The 24,483-nt window shown below is 39.1% G+C and carries 16 protein-coding genes; 9 read left to right on the plus strand and 7 right to left on the minus strand.

Features of this window, described 5'->3' with window-relative positions:
- The 4 genes from RMO03_RS14125 to RMO03_RS05985 all read left to right on the plus strand — a co-directional run.
- Positions 1-145: T9SS type A sorting domain-containing protein (locus RMO03_RS14125; protein WP_409024908.1), on the plus strand; the 145-nt coding region annotated here is incomplete at its 5' end.
- 18 nt (positions 146-163) lie between these two features.
- Positions 164-2,506, plus strand: coding sequence for a T9SS type A sorting domain-containing protein (locus RMO03_RS05975; protein ID WP_309641183.1), 2,343 nt, complete (start codon positions 164-166; stop codon positions 2,504-2,506).
- A gap of 18 nt (positions 2,507-2,524) precedes the next feature.
- The gene (locus RMO03_RS05980) at positions 2,525-4,924 is read left to right on the plus strand and encodes a T9SS type A sorting domain-containing protein (RefSeq protein ID WP_309641184.1); all 2,400 of its coding nucleotides are present in this window, start codon (positions 2,525-2,527) and stop codon (positions 4,922-4,924) included.
- Between the two features lie 19 nt (positions 4,925-4,943).
- Positions 4,944-7,544: a T9SS type A sorting domain-containing protein gene (locus RMO03_RS05985; RefSeq protein ID WP_309641185.1), complete on the plus strand. Its 2,601-nt coding sequence runs from the start codon at positions 4,944-4,946 to the stop codon at positions 7,542-7,544.
- Positions 7,545-7,599: 55 nt separating this feature from the next.
- Here RMO03_RS05985 and RMO03_RS05990 read toward each other — a convergent pair whose 3' ends face one another.
- From RMO03_RS05990 to RMO03_RS06005, 4 genes are all read right to left on the minus strand, one after another.
- Positions 7,600-8,808 carry a TCR/Tet family MFS transporter gene (locus RMO03_RS05990; RefSeq protein ID WP_309641186.1) on the minus strand — a complete coding sequence of 403 codons (1,209 nt, stop codon included), beginning with the start codon at positions 8,806-8,808 and terminating at the stop codon, positions 7,600-7,602.
- A gap of 220 nt (positions 8,809-9,028) precedes the next feature.
- Positions 9,029-10,261: a 2-oxoglutarate dehydrogenase complex dihydrolipoyllysine-residue succinyltransferase gene (odhB, locus tag RMO03_RS05995; RefSeq protein ID WP_309641187.1), complete on the minus strand. Its 1,233-nt coding sequence runs from the start codon at positions 10,259-10,261 to the stop codon at positions 9,029-9,031.
- Between the two features lie 65 nt (positions 10,262-10,326).
- Positions 10,327-12,039: a T9SS type A sorting domain-containing protein gene (locus RMO03_RS06000; protein WP_309641188.1), complete on the minus strand. Its 1,713-nt coding sequence runs from the start codon at positions 12,037-12,039 to the stop codon at positions 10,327-10,329.
- 130 nt (positions 12,040-12,169) lie between these two features.
- Entirely contained in the window at positions 12,170-14,944 is a 2,775-nt protein-coding gene (locus RMO03_RS06005; protein WP_309641189.1) for a 2-oxoglutarate dehydrogenase E1 component, read from the minus strand.
- Positions 14,945-15,056: 112 nt separating this feature from the next.
- Between RMO03_RS06005 and RMO03_RS06010 the strand changes: the two genes are divergently transcribed.
- Positions 15,057-15,608 (plus strand): hypothetical protein, encoded by a 552-nt coding sequence (locus RMO03_RS06010; RefSeq protein WP_309641190.1) that lies wholly within the window; start codon positions 15,057-15,059, stop codon positions 15,606-15,608.
- On the opposite strand, the gene RMO03_RS06015 is transcribed toward RMO03_RS06010, so the two are convergent.
- The 3 genes from RMO03_RS06015 to RMO03_RS06025 are packed head-to-tail and all read right to left on the minus strand — an operon-like array spanning position 15,592 to position 17,666.
- Positions 15,592-15,945, minus strand: a complete 354-nt coding sequence (locus RMO03_RS06015; protein ID WP_309641191.1) for a hypothetical protein — start codon at positions 15,943-15,945, stop codon at positions 15,592-15,594. The two genes, RMO03_RS06010 and RMO03_RS06015, sit on opposite strands and share 17 nt — an antisense overlap.
- Before the next feature lie 4 nt (positions 15,946-15,949).
- Positions 15,950-16,678 (minus strand): hypothetical protein, encoded by a 729-nt coding sequence (locus tag RMO03_RS06020; protein WP_309641192.1) that lies wholly within the window; start codon positions 16,676-16,678, stop codon positions 15,950-15,952.
- Between the two features lie 13 nt (positions 16,679-16,691).
- Positions 16,692-17,666, minus strand: a complete 975-nt coding sequence (locus tag RMO03_RS06025; protein ID WP_309641193.1) for a polyprenyl synthetase family protein — start codon at positions 17,664-17,666, stop codon at positions 16,692-16,694.
- 148 nt (positions 17,667-17,814) lie between these two features.
- Between RMO03_RS06025 and RMO03_RS06030 the strand changes: the two genes are divergently transcribed.
- The 4 genes from RMO03_RS06030 to RMO03_RS06045 all read left to right on the plus strand — a co-directional run bounded on the left by RMO03_RS06030 (position 17,815) and on the right by RMO03_RS06045 (position 24,474).
- Positions 17,815-18,411: a TetR/AcrR family transcriptional regulator gene (locus RMO03_RS06030; RefSeq protein ID WP_309641194.1), complete on the plus strand. Its 597-nt coding sequence runs from the start codon at positions 17,815-17,817 to the stop codon at positions 18,409-18,411.
- A 10-nt stretch (positions 18,412-18,421) separates the two neighbouring features.
- A complete protein-coding gene (locus RMO03_RS06035; RefSeq protein WP_309641195.1) occupies positions 18,422-19,768 on the plus strand; it encodes a TolC family protein in 1,347 nt (448 codons plus the stop codon).
- 23 nt (positions 19,769-19,791) lie between these two features.
- Positions 19,792-20,931, plus strand: coding sequence for an efflux RND transporter periplasmic adaptor subunit (locus RMO03_RS06040; RefSeq protein ID WP_309641196.1), 1,140 nt, complete (start codon positions 19,792-19,794; stop codon positions 20,929-20,931).
- Between the two features lie 72 nt (positions 20,932-21,003).
- Positions 21,004-24,474, plus strand: a complete 3,471-nt coding sequence (locus RMO03_RS06045; RefSeq protein WP_309641197.1) for an efflux RND transporter permease subunit — start codon at positions 21,004-21,006, stop codon at positions 24,472-24,474.
- Positions 24,475-24,483: the final 9 nt, after the last annotated feature.

Raw genomic sequence — 24,483 nt, forward strand, 5'->3', positions numbered from 1 at the left:
GGATGTTTTAGGCAAAACATTAATTTCAAAAACCATTCATTACAACAATACCACAATCGATTTATCGGCATTGACAACAGGCATGTATTTAGTGACATTGAAAGCGAACGGGCAAACAAAAACAGTTAAGATTAGTAAGCATTAACCGCTTTTAAATTCATTTATGAAAAAAAATTATACCCTTTTATTTTTCGGATTGTTGTGGAGTACAATTTCATTTAGTCAAATCGTTGCGAATGATGATACTTATAATAATTTAAATGGTGTTGAAGGCAGTTCATCTCAAAGTTTAGGAGCTTCCAGTGTCATTTCAAATGACTATCTAAATGGCGTTGGGATTACCCCATCACAAGTACAATTGACGCAACTTTCTACGTCTAATCCTTCGATTACATTGGAGACAAGTCTTGGTGGTTATGTTGTCGTAGCAGCAGGAACAGCAGTAGGAACTTATTCTATTACTTACCGGATTTGTCAAGTAGGAAATTTAAGCAATTGTGCTACCGGAATAATTACCGTTAATGTTTGTAATTTACCAACACCCACAGTTGTAAGCGATTGTAATATAGCTGTGGGAAACATCATCATCAACGGTTTGCCATCTGGAACATGGACATTATACCGCACCGACGGTTCGAGCTCATTCTTTTCTGAGTTAACGACAGGTTCGGGAGCCACTTACACCGATACAGGATTATCCGAAAATCAAAGTTATCGTTATAAAGTTCGAGATGCTTTGGGTTGTTTTTCTGGGCCTACTGTCTATCAGAGTCCCGGAAATCTAGATGGGCTTCAAGGCAATGTGACCGGAACTTATGTAGATTATAACAATGACGGAATTACCAATCTTGGTGATATTATACGATACGATTTAAGCATAACCAACACCTTAGCATGTCCGATGGAAACCGTGACTTTCTTTATATCAAGTTGGCCGACCTACATAGAAAATACAATCTTTAATTTGCAATCCAATACTACGGATACGTCGGGTTATCTTAATTATCCGCTGTCACAAAATGATATTACCAATGGCAACGTTTTTAATTGGATTGGTATTGGTGCATTGTCGAATGGTCATAGAAATTACACAAAAATTTCTAATCAAAATCCCGTAACGTTATCGCTTAATGATGGCATTAAAATGAATGCTTTTGTAGACATCAACAACAATGGTATTCAAGACAATGGCGAAATACCTAATAACAACTGTCATTTCAATTACGAGCTAAACAACCAACCGATTTATCATTTTTTGTATGGCTATGACACATTCCTAATTCTATACGAAACCAATCCTTCGAACACTTATAATTTGAGTTGTTCGTTTTATAATTATTGTACCCATCAATACGAAACTTTACCCACTACCTATTCCAATATCACTGTAGCATTAGGCTCAGGAATTACGACTTATAATTTCCCTATACCGTTCACTAATGTTTGTCAGGACGTCGCGGTTTATCTAAATAAATTGGAAAATGCAAGACCGGGTTTTCCTTGTAATTTGCGCATTGAATATATTAACTATAGTAATCAAATATTACCCTCCGGAACGATTACTTTTACCAAAGACAACTTGTTGAATATCGTTGGTATTTCTGAGGCAAGTGCCACAACAACTGTTGCCGGTTTTACTTATAATTTCACTGATTTATTGCCCAATGTATCTCAATCGATTACGGTAACGGTTCAAGTGCCGCCAATTCCTGCGGTGGCTTTGGGAGATCAATTGACAAATGCTGTTGCCATTACAATTCCGCCTTCAGACACTAATGCATTGAATAATAATGCAACGCTTACTCAAACCATCACCGGGTCTTTAGACCCTAATGATAAAACAGAAGTTCACGACGGAAAAATTCTGCATTCCACATTTACAGCCAATGATTATTTGACTTATATGATTCGTTTTGAAAATACGGGAACAGCTGCTGCCATTAATATTCGCGTAAATGATGTATTGGACGCTAAACTCGACGAATCTTCGATAAAAATGGTACGCGCGAGTCATCCGTATGTTTTAGACAGAGTGGGTTCGAATTTAAATTGGCGATTTGATGGTGTTAATTTATCACCTTCAATTCCAAATGATGAAGTGACCGGTCATGGGTATATTATTTTTCAAGTAAAACCCAAACCGGGATTTGATTTGGGCGATATTATTCCGAATACTGCCGATATCTTCTTTGATTTTAATCCGGCAATCGAAACCAATATTTGCACTACAGAATTTGTTGCTACTTTAGGCGTGAATGCTTTTGACGTTGATACTTTCGAATATTATCCGAATCCAACTTCGGATGTTGTATCGTTCGCTTTTAAAAATACTTCAACAACCATTGATACTATTGAAGTGATGGATATTTTGGGTAAAACGTTGCTTTCAAAAACCATCAACCATAACGATGCTATGATTGATTTGTCATCTTTAGAAAAAGGTATATATTTGGTAAAATTAAATGCCAACGGGCAAACAAAAACAGTAAAGATTAGTAAGAAATAATATTTTTAAAGTTTATTTATGAAACAAAATTACACACTGATATTTTTATTTTTTGGAATATTATTTAGCAACTTCTCTTTCGGTCAAGCACCAATCGCTAACCAGGTAACTTTCGAAGTATTTGCTTCGGATTGCAATCAGCCTTTTATGTCTTTGGTGAGTAATGGAAGTGTCTCTAATTCCGGTGGCGGTATCGATTGGAGTACGGTGGATATCGATCAAACCCAACCCGGAATTCAAACCCAATTAGCACTAAACCCCCAAGGGATTTTTTACGTGTCGAATGGTAATTTTTCTTTTATGGCCTTTCCTTTTCCTGGAAATTTTCCGATTCAAAATGTAAACGTAACCTATACCGTTCAAGATCTTTCTGGAAACACGTCCAATTTAGGTACGATTACTTTTATCATACACCGTTTGACAACTTTCGCTAGCATCATCACGCAACCAACTTGTGAAGATGTGAATAGTGGCACGATTACCATCCATAATGTTTCGGGTGTTACCAGCCCATGTACCCTCAAGTTGTATAGAGACGGGGGCGGACAATCTACTGTTGTTGGAACTTATCCGCTATTTCCCGGACAATCATTCGACTTAACCATCCCAGGGCTCACCTTCGGAAATTATGGTTATGACATTACCAACGATAATTGTGGAGTCGTTGCGCAATACTTCAATCCCGCTGGCTATTTAACTATTGAGAATCCACTTTATGCAACTGGAAGCGGAACCTATCAAGACTATAACAGCGATGGTATTGTTAACGTTGGCGATATTGTGAATTATCAGTTTTCTGTATCCAATAACAGTCCAACTTGCACGATGAATGATGTTGCCGTTTACTATCTTATCACACCAACAGGCGGCCCTATACAAAATCTTGCTCCGTTAACAACAGATTCAACAACACTGACAGGATATGCACCGATTACGCAGGAACACATCAACAATGGTCTTGTTCATTCGCCCATCAACATGGGTGTTTCTAACCCAGGTATTAATCCTTTTAGTATAATGATAGATGTGCCTTTAAATATTTCTGACGGTATCAAATGCAACGCTTTTATCGATACCAATAATAATGGTGCTCAGGACAACGGCGAACTAAATTATACCGAAGGTACTTTTAGCTATCAAATCAATTCCGGGGAAACACACAACGTGATTACCTCAACCGGGATACATTATCTATACGAAACCAATCCGGCGAATTCATATACTTTACAGTATAACATCAATCCTAACAACAATTATTGCGGCACACAATATTCGGTGGCTACATCTTCATACACTGGTGTTACTGTAGCTAATGGCTCCGGAATTGTAACGTATAATTTTGCGATTACCATAGTTCCTTGTACTGATATTGCTGTCAATCTTAATGCGTATTGGAATAGACCTAGACCCGGGTTTACATACACCAACACGATTAATTTCAAGAATGAAGGAAATCAAAACATTCCGAACGGTACCATTACTTTTACCAAAGACAATGCAGTAACCATTACTGCTGTTTCTGACTCCGGATTTGTAAACAACGCCAACGGATTTACTTTAGATTTTTACAATCTTATTCCTGGCGAATCCAGATCGGTAACCATAACGATGCAAGTGCCTGTAATTCCAACAGTAAGCTTGGGGCAATTACTCACCAATTCGGTTTCGATCACTCCGACCGATGCCAACATTGCCAATAACAATGCGGCCATAGCTCAAAATATAGTAGGCTCCTTTGACCCGAATGAGAAAACGGAAAGCCATGGCGGCAAAATTTTACATGCTGCTTTTACGGCCAATGATTATTTAACCTATACGATTCGTTTTGAAAATACCGGAACTGCTGAAGCCCTCAACATTCGTGTTAATGATGCACTAGATTCGAAGCTCGACGAGACTTCAATAAAAATGGTCGCAACCAGCCATCCTTATGTTTTAGACAGAATGGGAACGAATTTGAATTGGCGATTTGACGGTATCAATCTGCCACCATCCGTTTCGGGTGATGAAGTGACCGGTCATGGCTATATCGTTTTCAAAATCAAACCAAAACCTGGATTTGCTTTGGGCGATATTATTCCGAACACCGCGGATATTTTCTTCGACTTCAATCCGGCGATTGTGACCAATACTTGCACCACTCAATTTGTTGCCACTTTAGGTGTGAATGCTTTTGAAGCCGATACTTTCGAATATTATCCAAATCCGACTTCGGATGTCGTAACGTTTGCTTTTAAAAACACTTCAACAACCATTGATACTATTGAAGTGATGGATGTATTAGGGAAAACATTAATTTCAAAAACTATTCATTACAATAACGCCGCTATTGATTTATCATCATTAAATCAAGGAATCTATTTGGTGAAATTGAAAGCGAATGGACAAACAAAAACAGTTAAGATTAGTAAAAATTAATCCCTATTAAATTCATTTTATGAGAAAAAATTACACCCTTTTGTTTTTCGGATTGTTGTGGAGTACGATTTCATTGGCTCAAATCGTTGCGAATGACGACACTTTTGGTGTTGTTTATGGCGCATCGAATATTACTGCGGGCAATGTATTGCTCAACGACACTCTGAATGGTTCGGCAGCAACATTAACTACCGTTACCATTACCCAACTTACAACGACCAACGCAGGCGTTTCCATTTCGGGAACCAATGTTGTTGTAGCCGGTGGCACACCCAGAGGCACTTATACTTTGACTTATAAGATTTGTTCGATTGCCAATAGTACGCTTTGCGCTACGGGAACCGTTACTATCAATACGAAACTGATTACAAATCCTGATACTTTTTTTAGTAGTATTTGTTTTGTTGGTCCTATTGGAAATGTTTTGGGTTCCGGAACTAACTTAGATTATGTGGACACACTCAATGGTGTTCCAGCCATTTTGCAAACTTATATCACGCAGCCTGGAGATGTGATTCATCCTGCAGATGTTATATTAACTCACTTATCAAATTATCCTGAAATTTTCATCGATCCTAATGGTAATGTTATTGTAATGACTCCTCCTCAGTTTCCGACTCAATATACTTTGACGTATCAATTGTGTGAAATTGCTCATCCTACTAATTGTAGTATTGGTTATGTGACTGTGCTTATTTACCCACCGTCTATTTCTGCCTATGATGATTTTTTAAGTACTATAGACAATACCATTGGAGGTCTGGCCGGCAATGTTCTTAATAATGATTTTAGTGAATGCATGGGGCCTTTAAATTCGAACAATGTCTCCATTTCTTTCCCAAATATTCCTGCTGGGTTCATCATCGATAATGATGGAAATGTTTCGGTTCTTCCCGGAACTTCTCCTGGAAGTTACGTGATCAATTATACTGTATGCGATTTGCAGTTCCAATCTTGTGGTTATGCCAATGCTTATATCAATGTAACCGGCCCATCAGCGTTAGTAGCCAACTATGATGATTTTGGCGCACCGAATTACCCCAACTCAACAACCGCGAGTGTATTGAATAATGACACCCTCAACGGCAATCCTTTTTCAGCATCGGATGTCATCTTAACTGCTTTAAACAATCCTGCCGGTTTTACTTTAAATGCTGATGGCACTATTACCATTGCGCCAACAGTTCCTGAAGAAACCTATGTTGTTCCGTATCAAATCTGCGTGGCATCAAACCCGTCGGATTGTTATGTAAATTATGCTTATGTCGTAGTGTTGAAAAACAGAATTCTAGGAAACATAAGATACGATGCCAATGCCAATGGTTGCGATTCAGGCGATCCCTACTTAGACAATATTGGTGTTCAAAATGTAAACGGTGCCACTACTTATTCCAGTAGCACAAGATCCAATTTTGGATTACAATACTATCTAATCGGAGACACCGGAACCAATACGGTTTCCGTAACAGGATTGCCAAGTTATTTTACCGTTACACCAGCAACACAGGTCTTTAATTTCAGCACACCGGGTACAACAACAGCACCCGATTTTTGTGTAACCGCCAATAGCAACGTTGACGATTTAGAAATTGTGCTGATTCCTTTGTTTAATGTTGTTCCGGGACTTCCTGCCTATTACAATATTTGGTTTAAAAATAATGGAAGTACCACCCTTAGTGGGCAGATTACATTTCAGTTCGACAATACCAAAATGTCGTTTCTAACGAGTAGCCCTTCACCAAATACCGTAACAACCAACTCATTAGTATATGATTATGACCAAATTCCTCCTTTTGGAATCCGATTAATTAACAATGTGAAATTTCAAGTGGCCATTCCGCCTACTGTAGATGCTGGTCAAGTCATTCCGTTCTCCGCAAACATTACTCCGGTTGCCGCCGATTATACGCCAAACAACAATACGTGTTTGGTCAATCAAACGGTGGTCAACTCGCAAGACCCGAACGATATTATTGTTCATGAAGGTGCAACAATCACTTTAGCGCGAGCGCAGCAGGAATATTTACATTATACAATTCGTTTTCAAAATGTGGGAACTTCCAATGCTATCAACATTAAAGTACTTAATGATTTAGATGCGAAATTAGATTGGAGTACTTTTAAATTAATAAACTCAAGTTATGATTGCAGAGTAAAAAACAAAAACAATCACCTCGAATTTTTATTTGAAGGCATTAATTTACCCGGAACTTCAAACGAACCTCTAAGTCACGGTTATATTTCATTTAAAGTAAAACCAATGGCTTCAATTGCCGTAGGAGATGTGATTCCGAATACTGCCAATATCTATTTTGATTTCAATGCGCCCATCGCGACCAATGTGGCAACCACCACCATTATCAATAATTTAGGGGTTGACCATTTTGCTTTCAACCATTTTGTTTGTTTCCCAAATCCGGTAAAAAATACGCTGTCTATTTCAAATGATTCAAACATTGATTCGATAGAAATTACTTCGGTTTTAGGACAAACCATGATTGCTAAAAAAGTAAACGAATTGCAAACAGAAATTAATTTAAGTCCATTTTCTAATGGTGTTTATTTCGTGAAAGTAACTGCTGAAGGTCAAGAAAAAACAGTGAAGATTATCAAAGAATAATTGAAACTTCAATAAACTAAAAATCCCATTTTCATTAATTTGAAGATGGGGTTTTTTATTTTTTAAACGAAAAATACGCAATCACCGCACTCGCAAGCATCATCAAACCACCAAGTATAAACGGCGCGCCTGCAAACTGAATCGGTGCATCGGCATGCGTAAAATAATAAAACAACATCGACATCAACGGTGGACCCACAATCGCCGAGGCGCTCATCAAACTCGTCAGCGTTCCTTGAATTTCTCCTTGCTCCGACTTCGGCACATCGCCTGATATTACTGATTGCAATGCCGGACCTGCGATTCCTCCCAAACAATACGGCACTAAAAAGGCAAACATCATCCAACTTTGGGTTGCAAAAGCAAACAGAAACATTCCAATTGCATAGAGCGCAAAACCCACATAAATACTTTTTTGATTTCCCAGTTTTGGATTAATCCAACGAATCAAACCACCTTGAACAACTGCTACCAAAACACCAATGGCGCCCAAAGAAATCCCGACCATTTTTTCATCCCAATGCAATTGATACATCGTAAAATAACTCCAATTGCTCTGCACCGCATGCGAGGCTACATACAAAATAAACATTGAACATATGAGCCCAATAATTTGTGGATACTTTTTCAAATTCAACAAAGCGCTTACCGGATTGGCACGCTTCCACTCAAATTCACGTCGGTTCTCTTTTGATAAAGATTCAGGTAAAATAAAATAACCATAAATAAAGTTAAGCATACACAAAACCGCAGCAGCATAAAACGGAACTCTGGCTCCATACTGTCCAAGCAAACCGCCAATGACTGGGCCGATGATAAATCCTAGTCCAAAAGCAGCTCCAATCATCCCGAAATTTTTAGCGCGATTCTCAGGTGTACTCACGTCGGCAATATAAGCCGAAGCCGTAGTAATACTCGCTCCCGTAACTCCGGCAATAATGCGTCCGACAAACAACCAACCAATCGTAGGCGCCATCGACAAAAACAAATAATCGATCGAAAACCCAAACAGCGAAATCAAAATCACCGGGCGGCGACCGTATTTATCACTCAGATTTCCAATAAGCGGCGCGCAAACAAATTGTGTTATCGCATAAGCAAACGTGAGCCAACCACCTACTTTCGCGGCTTCACTCAAATCGCCATGAATGAGTTCTTTAATTAATTTCGGAATCACCGGAATGATGATGCCCCAACCCGTAATATCAATCAGCATCGTAATAAAGATAAATCCGATAGCTGCTTGCTTCTTGTTTGCTTTCATTGTTTAATGTTTTTGGACGTGTCCCTGCGGGCCGGGCTATCCGTTGCAATCTTTTGTGGCGAACACCGCCACAAAAGGATATACACTACTATCCCTCACGTAGTCGTTCCGCATGATAGCTTGGTATGAATTGGAAACTTCTTTCACGCATGAATCACAAATAAACAAAAAATCCCGTCTAGTTTCCTAAGCGGGATTTATTTATAAAAATTCTTAATTGTTACAATTCCAATGCTTTTTTAGCATCGCCATTCATCAATAATTCTAGCGGATTTTCGAGTGCTTCTTTCACGGCAACCAAGAAACCAACCGACTCACGGCCATCGATAATTCTGTGATCATAAGATAAAGCCACGTACATCATCGGATGAATTTCCACTTGACCATTCACGGCAATGGGGCGCTCAATAATATTGTGCATTCCTAAAATTCCAGATTGTGGTGGATTGATAATCGGTGTCGATAACATGCTTCCGAAAACACCACCATTAGAAATCGTGAAGGTTCCGCCAGTCATATCATCAACGGTAATTTGTCCGTCACGCGCACGAATCGCCAAACGTTTGATTTCAGCTTCCACACCGCGGAACGTTAAGTTTTCTGCCGAACGAACGACAGGAACCATCAAACCTTTTGGCCCGGAAACAGCTACTGAAATATCGCAGAAATCGTATGCAATTTTGTCCGTTCCGTCAATCATCGAGTTGACGTCCGGATACAATTGCAATGCTCTGGTTACCGCTTTGGTGAAGAACGACATATAACCCAAACCTAATCCGCCATGCTTGGCTTTGAACGCATCTTTGTATTCATTTCTGACGGTATTGATAGGCGTCATATTGACTTCATTGAACGTCGTCAACATTGCGGTTTCGTTTTTCGCAGCGACCAATCTTTCGGCCACTTTACGACGCAACATTGAAAGTTTTGTTCTACTTGAGCCACGGTTTCCACCGGTTGGAGTTCCCATTGAAGGCACGGCATTGACCGCATCATCTTTGGTAATTCTACCGTCTCTACCGGTTCCTACGATATCCGATGGTTGTATGTTTTTTTCGTCTAATATTTTTTTAGCTGCGGGCGATGGTGTGTTCGCAGCATATGAGGTTGGAGCCGCTTTGGGTGCCTCAGCTTTTGGTTCCGGTTTAGCCTCCACTTTCGGTGCTTCGGCCACTGGTTTTGTTTCTGCAGCTGGTGCACTTCCTGAAGGTTTTGCTCCGTCAGTATCGATTAAACAAACTACAGCGCCAACGGCAACGGCGTCACCTTCTTCGGCTTTGAGCGTGATAATTCCACTGGCTTCGGCAGGCAATTCTAGTGTCGCTTTATCAGAATCGACTTCTGCGATGGCTTGGTCTTTTTCTACGTAATCGCCGTCTTTGACTAACCAAGTTGCGATTTCAACTTCTTTGATGGATTCTCCCGGTGATGGGACTTTCATTTCTAAAATCATTGTATGTTATTTTAAATGATGACCCGAGCCTTAGCGAACAGGTCGTTAGACAATGTTGTGTGTTATTAATTCTTGATGAGTTTATCCGAAAATTGGCTTCCATCTTTATTGATGCCTTGAATCAGATAAATACCATTGGCCAAACCTGAAATATTGATCTCGTTGTTTTGAACAGCCACATCGATTTTCTTTCCTTCAAAAGTATACAATAAAGCGCTTTCTATATTGGGATTTAAACTGATTTTATCGGTTGCAGGGTTCGGATAAAACGAAACGATATTCTGATTATTGAATGTCGTTGTAGCTAAAGTTGACAAATCAGCACTTTGGGTACTATTTAAAGAACTCAAAATCTGGCTGGTCGTATTACCCCCAAAAATGAACAACTTATTGTCGAAAATTCCGGAACTGTGATGACGACGTCCAATCATATTGGTTTGGTTGATGCTTGTAAAAGTATGGTCTTCCGTATTATATTCGCCTAAAAAAGTCTGGTTCTGGTAATCTCCAGAAACATAGATTTTAGCTGGCGAAGAAAAAGGGTCGGCAATCGTTACATCATGTGCTGATATTTCTTGAGGCAAAACGTCCCACTGCGTTGTCCAAGTATTGGCATTAAAATCATAAATATAAACATTCCTTGATTTGTATTCGTAATACACTTTGACATTATCAATTTGAAAAGTCGTTGTTGCCGAATCTGCATATCCTCCACTATATTTGAAAGCGATTCTAAAATTCCCTGGGTTTCCAGCCAATGAAATCAATCCGGAATTAACAAAGTCCGGGGCGTAACCAGTTGTGTGCCCACTTGAAATCGTAGCGTTCAACAATGTTTTTGTAGAAGTTGTGATATCTCCTGTCCAATTCGTGATGATATATGCCTGTAAACTCGCACCATTAGAGAAACCGTCTTTGGTATCAAAATTCAAATACGTATCAGACGTTACACCAAACGGAATCACTGGAGAAATCAACCATGCTATGTTTGAGGCTTCCTGCTCTGGTGCCGTTGCACCAAACGCGGAAATCTGGGCATATTTATTAGGTCCAAAAAATTTCCCTTGGAATGCTTTTGTTCCCGTTTCAGTAACATTAACCCAATTGGTCAAAGCGAGGTTTCCGGTAGTGGCAACCGTTTCAAAATTCTCATGAAGTCCATCCGTCTGACTGTAACCGCCAAAAGCATAGATTTTGGCGTTCCCGTTTTCATACACTACAGTACCTTTTGTTTCAAGTGCTATCGGCATATAGGCAAGTTGCGTCCATTCGCCCCATGGAGCGATTTTATACAATTTATTAGAATAATTGCCTGTCCATTCATTGACGCAACCTCCAAAAGAAAGCAGATAATCTCCATATAATGCAGATCCTGCGCTGTAAACGGGATTTGGGTTTAAATTAGGAAGTACCGAAACATTGCCGGTGCTTAATTCTATAACCTCGAGCTTATCATTTAATCCTGTTGCTGTGATTCCATTATACAAATAGAGAATGTTAGACAGGATTGCAGCATTACCATATCGTTTAGCAATTGTTGCAGGTGATGTTGCAAATGTCGACCAGCTATTGTTCAGAAAATCGTATTTTTCAATTTGGGATGTATACGCTTGTGTGTTGGAAAACCCGTTTACAATATATTCGTCAGCGCCGTAACTGGCTGCTGAAAAACCCGCACGGGCTGTTGGCATATCGGCTTTGTTGACAAAATTTAATGTTTGTCCCACTGCAAACTGGCAAATCAATAGTAAAAGGAAAGAAAGTAAAAATTTTTTCATTGGATGGTTTATAGTATTTTAAAGGTTTGTTGCTTTTGTCTTGACAGTCCTAGCCCTGATGGCAACGGCATCCTTTTTTGCGCTTCTTTAGCGCAGAAAAGATTTAGCGTACAGCAGGATCAGCTTCTCATTATTGAAATAAATTTTTATCGAATACCATTCGAATCGCATCGGCATGACGGCGTTTCGCTCTGGTGTAACTTCCGGCTGCTGGTGCTGCGTAGGCTTTTAGTGACGCCAATCTCCATTTGACGAGATCGAAATTCATCAACATAAAACTGTAGGCGCCCATATTTTTCGGTTCCTCTTGTGCCCAAACGAAATCGTCGGCTTTCGGGTAACTTTTAATAATCGCTTTTAATTGCTCGACTGGCAACGGAAACAATTGTTCGATTCTGACAATGGCTACATCTTTTCTTGCGAGGTTTTCTCTTTCGGCATCGAGGTCGTAATAGAATTTTCCGGTGCAGAACACCAATGTTTTCACGTCTTTTTTGTTTACCGTAACATCATCGATCGTTTCTTGGAATGTTCCTGTAGCAAATTCTTCGACTGTTGAAACGACTCTCGGATCGCGCAACAAACTTTTGGGTGTGAACACAATCAGCGGTTTGCGGAATTCGGTTTTCATTTGACGGCGCAACAAGTGATAGAAATTGGCAGGTGTTGTACAATCGGCAACGAACATGTTGTGGCGTGCGCACAATTGTAGGTAACGCTCCATTCTGGCAGATGAATGCTCGGCTCCTTGACCTTCGTAACCGTGTGGTAGTAACATCACGAGTCCGTTTTGGTTATTCCATTTGTCTTCGCCACAAGAGATGTATTGGTCGATCATGATTTGGGCTCCATTGCTGAAATCACCAAATTGGGCTTCCCAAATCGTTAGTGTTTTCGGGCTCGCTAAGGCGTAACCATAATCGAATCCTACAACGCCATATTCTGATAATAATGAATTGAAAATGTTGAATTTTCCTTTAGCATTTTTGAGATTGTTGAGCAAAATCACTTCTTCTTCGCTGTCTTCTACTTTCACTACGGCATGGCGGTGTGAGAAAGTGCCTCGTTCTACGTCTTGTCCTGAAATACGAATGTTATAACCTTCGGTCATTAAGGAACCATAAGCCAAAAATTCGCCCATCGCCCAATCGAGCTTGTTGGTTTCGAAGAACATCGTTTTTCTATCGTTGATGAGTTTTTCGATTTTGCTGATGAATTTTTTGTCTTTCGGCAAATTGCAAATCACTTCAGCGATTTCAGTCAATCCTTTTTTCGAGAAAGTGGTATCGACTTTTTGCAGCATCACATCATCGGAAACTTGTTTGAAGCCTTGCCATTCGTTTTGCATGAACGGCGTGATGATCGTTAAATCTTTTTTACGCGATGCTTCTAGATTTTGATCTAAATCTAATTTGTATGATGTTTCTAAATCTTTCACGAAATTCCCATCGATAACGCCTTGCGATAATAATTTCTCTGCGTAGATATCCCTTGGGTTTTGGTGTTTTGCTATGAGTTTGTATAACAATGGTTGGGTAAAACGCGGTTCATCGCCTTCGTTATGCCCATATTTTCTGTAGCCTAATAAATCGATGAATACGTCGCGACCGAATTGCATTCTGAAATCGAGTGCAAACAACATGGCATGAACAACCGATTCAACATCATCTGCATTGACGTGCAATACCGGTGACAATGTCACTTTGGCAACATCGGTGCAATACGTTGATGAACGAGCATCGAGATAATTCGTGGTGAATCCGACTTGGTTGTTGATGATTAAATGGATGGTTCCTCCGGTTTTGTAACCATCGAGTTGTGCCATTTGCACAATTTCATACACAATTCCTTGTCCTGCAACTGCGGCATCACCATGTACGGCAATCGGCAACACTTTCGAGAAATCATCAGGGAAATAATGGTCTTGTTTCGCACGCGTGATGCCTTCAATGACAGCACCAACGGTTTCGAGGTGTGAAGGATTCGGTGCTAAATTGATATTGATACTTTTTCCCGAACTGGTTTTTCTGTCGGATGTTAATCCCAAATGGTATTTTACATCGCCGTCGAAATATTCCTGATCGTAATCTTTTCCATCAAATTCTGAAAAAATATCTTGGGTTGATTTTCTGAAAATATTGGCCAAAACGTTCAAACGGCCACGGTGCGCCATGCCCATAACGAATTGCTCTACACCTTTTTCGGCAGCCGCTTCGATTAATGCATCTAAAGCAGGAATGATCGATTCGCCGCCTTCGAGTGAAAAACGTTTTTGACCGACGTATTTGGTATGTAAGAAATTCTCGAAAGAAACTGCTTCGTTGAGTTTGCTTAAGATGTGTTTCTTTTGTTCATTATTGAAATTGGGAAGATTATCGTTGATGTTGATTTTATCCTGAATCCATTGGATGGTTTCGGGATGACGCATATACATATATTCAATTCCGATATGACGGCAATAGACATTTTTAAGATGGTCTAGAATCGCCTGCAACGTTGACGGTTGGTGCCCTAAAATTTTAGCGGCATCGAAAACGGTATTGAGATCGGCATCTGTAAGTCCAAAATTTTCTTTATCTAATGTTGGGAAAAAGTGACGACGTTCGCGAACCGGATTGGTTTCTGTGAATAAATGCCCACGGGTTCTGTAGCCATCGATGAGTTTTAAAACACTAAATTCTTTTGTGATTTTTTCAGATAACTGACCGTTTTGAATGTTGTCAGAAGCGATGTTGCTCATTTGCGCAACGGCTTGCTCTTCGTTGTAAGTGCTCATTCCAAAATCGAAACCTTGGAAAAAACTTCTCCAGCTAGGCTCAACGCTGTCTGGATTCTCTAAATATTGCTCGTATAAATCTGCGAAAAATTCGGTGTGTGCTGCGTTTAAAAAGGAAAACCTATCCATAACTCTAATTGAATGTCCTGATTTGTAAAAATGTTACGCAAAAGTACAATAAATGCCATAAAATTTTAATTATTTTGGATACTTTTATCTTTTAAAAATTAAACCCCATATCATGATAAAAAATGCTGCTTTTCGAGTTGATTTCAAAAGTGTTTTTGTGTTGACTTTTATCCTATTTTCATCGTTGATTTCCGCGCAAGGAAAAGACAAAAGCGCTAGAAATTTCTGGGAAAATGTGCAGTTTGGAGGCGGCATCGGTTTGAGTGTAGGCTCCGGTTATACCGACATCAGTCTTGCGCCTAGTGCGATTTATAATTTCAATCAATATTTTGCGACGGGCGTTGGTTTGCAAGGCAGTTTCATCAAAGTGAGAAGCAACGATCAATACGAAGGTTATAAATCTTACATCTATGGCGGTAGTGTTATCGGTTTGTTTACGCCTATTGAGGAAATTCAACTTTCTGCCGAACTTGAGGAATTGCGCGTGAATCAGGAGTTTGTCGATGTCGATTACAGTCGTAATTTCTGGAATACTGCTTTGTATGTAGGCTTGGGTTATCGCACGGATAATGTGACGATTGGCTTGCGTTATAATGTACTTTACAATAAAAATGACTTTGTATACAGCGAAGCTTTTATGCCATTCATTAGAGTTTATTTCTAAACCAAACTTTCATCCATTCTCTTTTTAAAATCAGGAATGAAACCTGCTCCGACAGTTCTACAATATCCGAGCCGTCGAGTTTTTTGATTTGTTCTTCAGACACATCGATGATGTAAAGTAGGTTGAGATATTCGGCGAATTTGTATTGAATCAAACGGTAGATTTTTTCATGCAATTGCACTTTAAGCTCATCGGGTTTGGTGCTCATCGGAAAATCGATGGCTTCGTTAGCCAGGTTGAAATCTTTGTTGATTTGCTCGATTAATTTGAGGTATAAGTTTTCTTTTTCGGCTTCAGAAAGCAGAACATCTGTAGATTGTGGCGCTATGAAATTCATTGATTTATGCAATTGTTTTTTGTTTTCTTTTGTCCCAAACGGAGATGATTTTCACCAGCAACACATCGCCGCCAGCATAAAAAAACACCGCTCCCATCGGTGGATTGGCTGCCGGAATGACACCGTATGTTTTCGGAACCCATGTCCAACATTGAAAATACGTTCCAACCAACTCTATAAAGATAACACAAAGTGCAATACAATAATAGAGGTTTTGCCAATGTTTTCTTTTTAATAACACGAAGAACAAAACACCGAAAATCAGCGAGAATATATCGTTAAGTAAAACGCCAACGGCTAGAAATAGTGTGATGAAAAATACAGCGAAAAATTTTTGCAGTCTTTTTTCATTGTTGATTACCCAATTGGTATGCGCGAAAATATAGCCTGAAGCATAAACAATTGCATGGCCAAAAGGAACATATAATGGGATGAATTGGGTGCGATAATCATACATTCCCAATAATTTGCAGAAAATTAATTCGCCAATGTAGGATAGAAAAACCATCATAAACATGAGTTTTCTCAAAGCAAGATCAGCCATAAAAAACAATAATGAGAAGTAGCTGATTGCGGCAAAATTGACAATAATTCTTCCATCGAAATAATGATTCGTAAAAAAAACAGAATCAATTCCTAAGGCGACAATCGTAAAAACTGTGAAGAAAAACGCCAAAAACAATTGCGCTTTGGGTTGATGCTTTTGGTTGTTGAAGAAAAATGAAGTAATCATATTCATTGAAAAATTAAACTTTTCTTCCCATCAAATTTTCTCCAAAAGCCCGCAGCATTGTTTTTTTATTGCTGTCGATATTGATTTTTTCTAGAGTCGAAAAAGCTTTCATCGTATATTCTTCAATGGCTTTTTGTGTAGCTGCAGACGCACCGGTTTGATTAAAAATTTCTTTTACGGAGTCGATTTTATCGGAATTGTCATCAGGCTGAATCGAATACAGATGCATCAACTGTTCGTTATCTTCCGATGAAGCAAACTCAACTGCTTTGAGGTATAAATAGGTTTTCTTGTTTTCGATGATGTCGCCACCGACTTGCTTTCCGAACGTTTCAGGATTTCCGAATGCATCGAGATAATCATCTTGCAGTTGAAATGCCAAACCTAAATTCAATCCGAATTCATAAATTAAATTGGCGTTTTCTTGTGACGTTTCGGCAATGATTGCGCCCATTTTCATAGCAGCAGCCACTAGAACTGCGGTTTTATATTCGATCATTTTGAGGTAATCGGGAATCGTAACATCATCGCGATTTTCGAAATCAACATCCCATTGCTGGCCTTCGCAAACTTCGAGCGCCGTTTTGCTGAACAATTTGGCGAGTTCTTTAAAAATATTCGGTTCGTATTTTTCGAAATATTGATACGCTAAAATGAGCATCGCATCGCCTGAAAGAATTCCGGTGTTGACATCCCATTTTTCATGAACGGTTTCGTGCCCTCGACGCAAAGGTGCATCATCCATAATGTCATCATGAATCAACGAAAAATTATGGAAAACCTCAACCGCCAATGCAGCAGGCAAAGCCTTTTTGTAATCAACATCAAAAATTTCAGCAGTCATCAACGTCAATACCGGACGGATTCGTTTGCCGCCAAGTCCTAATATATAATGAATAGGCTCGTATAAATTCTTTGGCTCATTATTGTGCTGCTCTGCTTGAAGATACTCGGCTATGAATTGTTGATACTGTTGAATGGAATGCATGAATGTAATTTTTGGCTAATTTACAGTATTCCGTTTGGATGACAAAAGACACACGACAACCTAATGTTAAATAATTGTGAATACTTTGGAAACTATTTTGGTGTTAAAAGTTTCCGTTCTATTTTTGCCCGAGAATTTTAACATCCCCATGAAAGAGAAAATCATAACCAAAGCGTGCGACATGTTTTTGAAACTAGGTTTCAAGAGCGTAACAATGGATGATATTGCTGCTGATATGTGTATTTCCAAAAAAACGATTTACAAATACTTTTGCAATAAAGAAGTGCTGATTGAAGAAAGTACCGCCATGGTACAAAAGCAAATCAATGATGCCATCGATTATATTGTATCACAAGATTTCAATGCGATTGAAGAAAATTTTGAAATCAGAAAAATCTTTAAAGAAATATTTAAGACGACTGATACTTCGCCGATTTATCAACTTAAAAAACACTATCCCGAAATTCACCAAAAAGTCATGTCGGAAGAATTTAGTGAATGCACACAATGCTTCACACAAAACCTTCAAAAAGGCGTCGAACAAGGTTTGTACCGCGCTGATATTAATGTGGAAGCATTTGTCAATTTTTATTACACTTTGATTTTTAGCATCAACGAAAATACGATGTCTGAAAAAGAAACTTTAAAACTCGAACTCTACGCATTGGAATACCACACACGAGCGATTGCTACGCCAAAAGGAATTCTTGAACTTGAAAAACACTTACTCAATCCCAATATATAATCATCAATCTATGAAAAAAATCCTAATCATTACACTGCTCATTTTTGCCATTAGTGCAAAATCGCAAACCGCCAAACAAAATTATTCGTTTAGTTTAGAACAAGCCATCAGCCACGCTTTGACGAATAACTACCAAGCCATTAATGCCGGGCGTGACATCGAATCTGCACAACAGAAAAAATGGGAAACGACAGCTGCTGGTTTACCGCAAATCAATGCCGGTCTTGACTATTTAAACAATTTCGATTTTACACTTCAAGGTGTATCAGGAAATGCTTTCAATCCTGATGGTGATCCGAATGCCATATCGACTTTTGCTTTTGGAACCAAACACAATATGACCGGAAGAGCGACTTTGAGTCAACTTCTTTTTGACGGTTCTTATATCGTGGCACTTCAAGCTTCGAAAACGTATTTGCAATACTATCAAAATGCCAAGCAAAAAACAGATATTGGCATTAAAGAAATGGTCATCAATGCTTATGGTAATGTATTGTTATCCGAAGAAAGTCTTGCTATTTTAGAGAAAAACAAAACCACATTAAGCAAAACATTATCCGACACACAACAAACGTTCAAAAATGGTTTGATTGAAGAAGAAAATGTAGAGCAACTTCAAATTACTTTGGCCTCGATTAACAGCAATTTGAGCAATGTAAAACGCCTCAATGACATTGCGCTGAAAATGTTGAAAATCACTTTAGGAATCGACCTCAACGACGATTTGAAACTGACCGACAAACTCGACACACTCACAACCACCAATTTAGATTTAGCCATTACAAAAGACAGTTTCGCGATTGATAATAATATCGATTATCAAATGATGTTGAACTTTAATGAGCAACGTCGATTGGAATTAAAACTCCAAAAAAGCAAAGCCTTACCTTCACTTTCGGCTAATCTGAATTACGGATACAATGCTTTTTCCAATACCTTTTCGTTTTTCACGCCCGATCAGAAATGGAATAAATTTTCGAATCTTGGTGTCGGTTTAAACGTTCCGATTTTCAGTAGTTTCGGGAGACATGCTAAAACGCAACAAGCCAAAATCGCTTTCGACCAAGCCAAAACGCAACTTGTGGAAACCAAACAAAAACTACAATTGCAATATGAAAGTGCGAGAAGTGAATACGAATTCAGTATCGAAGAATACGCCACTTCCAAAAGCAATTTAAACCTTGCCGAACGCATCGAGAAAAAACAACAAATCAAATTTACCGAAGGTTTGTCATCGAGTTTCGATTTCAGCGAAGCACAAAGACAATTGTATACCGCGCAGCAAAATTACCTGCAATCGATGGTCAATATCATCAACAAAAAAGCAGCTTTAGAAAAAGTCATCAACAAAAAATAAATACAGAACTAACAAACAATCATATGAAAAAAATCTTATTACTCTCCGCATTTACCATATTGTTCGTGGCGTGTTCGCAGAAAGAAAGCAGCACCAATATCGACAAAATTATTGAGTCGAAAGACCTAACCAAAATTCAAGCTAAAAGAGTTGAATTGCAAGCGCAACTAACCAAACTCGACGAAGCGATTGCGACTTTAGATACCACTAAAGTAGAAGTTTTGGTTGCGATTCAAACTTTGAAAGACACAATTTTCAATCATTATCTTGAAATTCAAGGTAATGTTGATACGAAAGAAAACATCTTGATTCAACCTGAAATTCCAGGAACATTAGTTTCTTTAAATGCAATAGCCGGACAACACGTTTCAAAAGGACAAATCCTTGGCCGTGTTGATGACGGTGGTGCAAGCCAACAATTGGCAAGTCTTGAAAACCAATACAACTTAGCCAAAACCACTTTCGAAAGACAGAAAAATTTATGGGATCAAAAAATTGGTTCTGAAATTCAATTCTTGAATGCACAAACGCAAATGATCAGCGCGCAAAAAGCCGTTGCTCAAGCCAAAGCACAATTGTCTAAAACCGTTATCAGAGCACCATTCACAGGAGTTATCGATGAAGTTTTTGTAGAAAGAGGCGAAGTCGTTGCTGCAGGTCCAACCGGATTAATGCGCATTGTGAATCTTAGCAATATGTATGTATCGACGTTGGTTCCTGAAACTTACATTGGGAAACTGAAAGTTGGAACTGTTGTAGATGTCACCTTAAATTCTCTAGGAAAAACCTACAAAGGGAAAATCCGTCAGATTGCAAGCAGCATCAACCCGAATAACAGAAGTTTCAACATTGAAGTTGCCGTTCCAAATCCTGATAATTTGTTGCGCCCGAACCAAGTGGCTAAACTTAAAATCGTTGATTATATCAATCCAAAAGCGGTAGTCGTACCAACGAATGTTGTGCAAGAAGACGGTAAAGGAAACCATTATGTATATACTGTAACTGATAATAAAGGCAAAACCGGAATCGCTAAAAAAGTCATTGTAGAAGCCGGGAAATCTGCCAACAACGTGACTGAAATTCTAAGCGGTTTATCAGAAGACGACACGATTGTAACCGAAGGTGTCAACACGATTTCAGAAGGCATGCAACTTAATTTCTAAATTGTTGTAGGTTGTAAGTTGTAGGTTATACGTCTGCAACTTACAACATACAACTTACAACATACAACAAACATGAGTCACAAAAATAAAGAATTCAGTATATCAAGTTGGGCTGTCGACAATCGTGTCACGGTTTACATTGTTACGTTTTTAATTGTCATCACAGGATTGATAGCTTACACGACGATGCCGCGTGAGGATTTCCCTGAAATTATTGAAAACAAAGTTTACATTTCTTCTGTTTTCCCAGGGAATTCAGCTGAAGATGTAGAGAAATTAATTACAAAACCGCTTGAAAAGGAAATCAAAAACATCAGCGGTGTAGAAAAAGTAACCTCGAGTTCGTTTCAGGATTACGGTATGATCGTGGCCGAGTTTTCAGATAAAGTTTCGATTGAAGAAGCCAAAACCAAAATCAAAGACAAGGTCGATAATGTCAAAGCCGATACCGATTGGCCAAATCTTGACAACGGTAGTAAAGTAGAACCTAACGTTTTCGAACTCAACATTTCCGAAGAAGTGCCGATTTTGAATATCAATCTTAAAGGAAATTACACCACGCAGCAACTTAAAGCATATGGTGAAAAACTTCAGGATGATATTGAAGAAGTGCCTGAAGTGAAGAAAGTCGACATTCTCGGTGTGGATGATAAGGAAGTTGAAATTGCTGTTGATATCTTCAAAATGACTGCTGCGCAAGTTTCGTTTGATGAAATCCAAAATGCGGTAAAGTATGAGAATATGACGCTTTCGGGTGGGAATTTAATTTCACAAGGTTCGCGAAATAACATCCGAATCGTGGGTGAAATCAAAGATCCGAAAGAACTCGAAAATGTGATTGTGAAATCTTACGGCGGAACGGTTTATCTGAAAGACATCGCTACAGTTTCATTCAAAGAAAAAGAAAAAACGACTTATGCCCGTGAAAAAGGAACTGAAGTCGTGATGCTCAGTGTGAAGAAACGTTCTGGGCAAAACATGATTTCAGCAATTGAGCAAGTGAAGGAAAAGATCAAACATGCACAAGAAAGTTACCTGCCGAAAAACCTCAATCTCACTATGACCAATGATCAGTCATCACGGGTGGAGCATCAAGTAAATGAACTATCGAACCACATTATCTTCGGGATTATCCTCGTGATGATTGTGTTGATGTTTACGATGGGATTGCGAAACTCATTGTTTGTTGGTGCGGCGATTCCACTATCGATGTTGATGGCGTTTACGATTCTTTCCGCTTTTGGACTGACGCTAAACACGATGGTGCTTTTTGGTTTGGTTATGGGACTCGGAATGCTCGTTGATGATGGAATTGTCGTGGTCGACAACGTATTTGCGAATATGAAAAAAGGATTGCCGAGAATTCAAGCGTCGAAAACCGGTATTGGCGAGATTGCTTGGCCCGTAATTTCATCGACTGCGACAACGTTGATGGCGTTCTTGCCGTTTGCGTTGTGGCCGGGCACGATGGGTAAATTTATGATCTATTTCCCGATGACTTTGTCGGTAACACTTGGTGCTTCGTTGTTTGTGGCGATGGTTGTGAATGCTGCGATGACCGGTGGTTCGATGGATATTGAAGATCGAAACATCACTAAAAAATCATTGAAATTCTATACTATATTATTAGCTGCAATTGCCTTATTGTTTGCCGTTCCGGGTCATTTGACCAACAGCACTTTCCTCAAAGCCGTCGGACACATGGCGATTATATCATTGGGAATGCTTTGGTTGTATCATTTGAAATTATACCAATGGACACAAGATTTCCAACACAGTTTCTTCCCAAAAATGGAAGACAAATACAAACGATTCTTAGCTAAAATCCTAACTGCAAGAAATGCTTGGTTGGCCTTGGCTGGAATCATCGGAATGTTGATTTTCTCTTTTGTATTGTTGGGTATTTTCCCAAGAAAGGTATTGTTCTTCCCGGATAATATTCCGAATCAGACGATAGCTTACATTGAGTATCCGCAAGGAACATCGATAGAGAAAACCAATAAAGCGACGTTGTTTGTTGAAAAACAAATCATCGATATTATGAAGAAATATATCGATCCTGCAACCAAAGAAAATTACCTAGCGGAAAGCATCGTATCACAAGTTGGAATTGGTGCAGGTAACCCGAATGTTGATGCGGGTTCGTCATCAGAAACACCATTCAAAGGAAAAGTGACGGTCAATTTCTCTGAATTCAAATTCAGACGCGGCATCAATACTTCTGATATTTTAGAGGAAATCCGCAATCGTGTCAAAGGAATTCCGGGAGCAACAGTTACTGTTGAAAAAGATTCGAACGGACCGCCCGCTGGTTATCCGATTAGTATTCAACTTACAGGAACGGATTATGATGACATGATTCTACAAGCGGATAAGATGATTGCATTTATCGACTCTAAAAACATTCCCGGAATTGAAAAATTGAGTGTTGATATCAATAAAGAAAGCCCTGAACTTGAAGTAAAAGTCGATCGTGTGAATGCCGGAAGTGTTGGTGTTTCTACGGGACAAGTTGGTTTCAATTTGCGCCGTTCGGTTTATGGACAAGAGATTTCGACTTATAAAGAAGGCGACGACGACTATAATATTGTTATGCGTATGCAAGCGGACCAGCGTAAGAATGAGAATATTCTATTCAATCAATCGCTCACATTCCGCAATCAAAACAACGGACAGATGATGCAAGTTCCGATTTCGGCTGTTTCGAAAACCGAGAAATCGAATACGTATAACATGATCAAAAGAAAGAATTACAAACGCATCATGACGATTTATTCGAATGTATTGACAGGTTATAATGGCGATGAAATTACGAAACAAATCGCAGCGGATTTAAAAGGATATGAGTTGCCGAAAACCATTACCTATTCTTTCTCAGGCGTTCAAGAAGAACAAGGCAAAAACCAAAGTTTCTTGATGTATGCGTTGTTCTTGGCGATGGCGGGAATCACTTTGATTATCGTATTGCAGTTTAACTCGATTTCTAAAACCATCGTGATTTTGTTTACGGTAATATTGAGTTTCTCTGGTGTATTCTACGGTTATGTCATCGCGAATATGGATTTCGTAATCCTGATGACGATGATGGGAATCATATCACTCGCAGGGATTGTGGTCAAGAACGGCATTGTACTGATGGATTTCTTCGTCTTGTTATTAGACAAAAAAGTAGCCGATAAACAATTGGAAAGTCACGACGATTTATCGTTAGAAGAAATCAAAGAAGTGATTATCGATTCCGGAAAATCGCGTTTGCGTCCGGTATTGTTGACCGCATTGACGGCGGTTTTAGGATTGATTCCATTAGCCATTGGGTTGAATTTCGATTTCTTCTCTTTAGTTACTGACTTGAACCCACATATTTTTATGGGTGGTGACAACGTTATTTTCTGGGGACCATTGGCTTGGACCATTATCTTCGGATTGACTTACGCCACAGTATTGACTTTGGTGATGGTTCCTGTAATGTTCTACTTGGTAAAACGCACTAAGTATGCGTTGCGCGATAGAAGATTGAGAAGAGCTGCACTTAATAATGAATAAAATTGTTTA

Source organism: Flavobacterium sp., from assembly GCF_031411595.1.
In the GTDB taxonomy this organism is placed as follows: Bacteria; Bacteroidota; Bacteroidia; order Flavobacteriales; family Flavobacteriaceae; genus Flavobacterium.

Bases quoted from the DNA above. Each gene is read 5' to 3' on its own strand.
- RMO03_RS06045 (WP_309641197.1), top strand. From the start codon at position 21,004: ATGAGTCACAAAAATAAAGAATTCAGTATATCAAGTTGGGCTGTCGAC.
- RMO03_RS06030 (WP_309641194.1), top strand. From the start codon at position 17,815: ATGAAAGAGAAAATCATAACCAAAGCGTGCGACATGTTTTTGAAACTA.
- RMO03_RS06005 (WP_309641189.1), bottom strand. From the start codon at position 14,944: ATGGATAGGTTTTCCTTTTTAAACGCAGCACACACCGAATTTTTCGCA.
- RMO03_RS06040 (WP_309641196.1), top strand. From the start codon at position 19,792: ATGAAAAAAATCTTATTACTCTCCGCATTTACCATATTGTTCGTGGCG.
- RMO03_RS05980 (WP_309641184.1), top strand. From the start codon at position 2,525: ATGAAACAAAATTACACACTGATATTTTTATTTTTTGGAATATTATTT.
- RMO03_RS06010 (WP_309641190.1), top strand. From the start codon at position 15,057: ATGATAAAAAATGCTGCTTTTCGAGTTGATTTCAAAAGTGTTTTTGTG.
- RMO03_RS06035 (WP_309641195.1), top strand. From the start codon at position 18,422: ATGAAAAAAATCCTAATCATTACACTGCTCATTTTTGCCATTAGTGCA.
- RMO03_RS05985 (WP_309641185.1), top strand. From the start codon at position 4,944: ATGAGAAAAAATTACACCCTTTTGTTTTTCGGATTGTTGTGGAGTACG.
- RMO03_RS06020 (WP_309641192.1), bottom strand. From the start codon at position 16,678: ATGATTACTTCATTTTTCTTCAACAACCAAAAGCATCAACCCAAAGCG.
- RMO03_RS06015 (WP_309641191.1), bottom strand. From the start codon at position 15,945: ATGAATTTCATAGCGCCACAATCTACAGATGTTCTGCTTTCTGAAGCC.
- RMO03_RS06000 (WP_309641188.1), bottom strand. From the start codon at position 12,039: ATGAAAAAATTTTTACTTTCTTTCCTTTTACTATTGATTTGCCAGTTT.
- RMO03_RS06025 (WP_309641193.1), bottom strand. From the start codon at position 17,666: ATGCATTCCATTCAACAGTATCAACAATTCATAGCCGAGTATCTTCAA.
- odhB (WP_309641187.1), bottom strand. From the start codon at position 10,261: ATGATTTTAGAAATGAAAGTCCCATCACCGGGAGAATCCATCAAAGAA.
- RMO03_RS05975 (WP_309641183.1), top strand. From the start codon at position 164: ATGAAAAAAAATTATACCCTTTTATTTTTCGGATTGTTGTGGAGTACA.
- RMO03_RS05990 (WP_309641186.1), bottom strand. From the start codon at position 8,808: ATGAAAGCAAACAAGAAGCAAGCAGCTATCGGATTTATCTTTATTACG.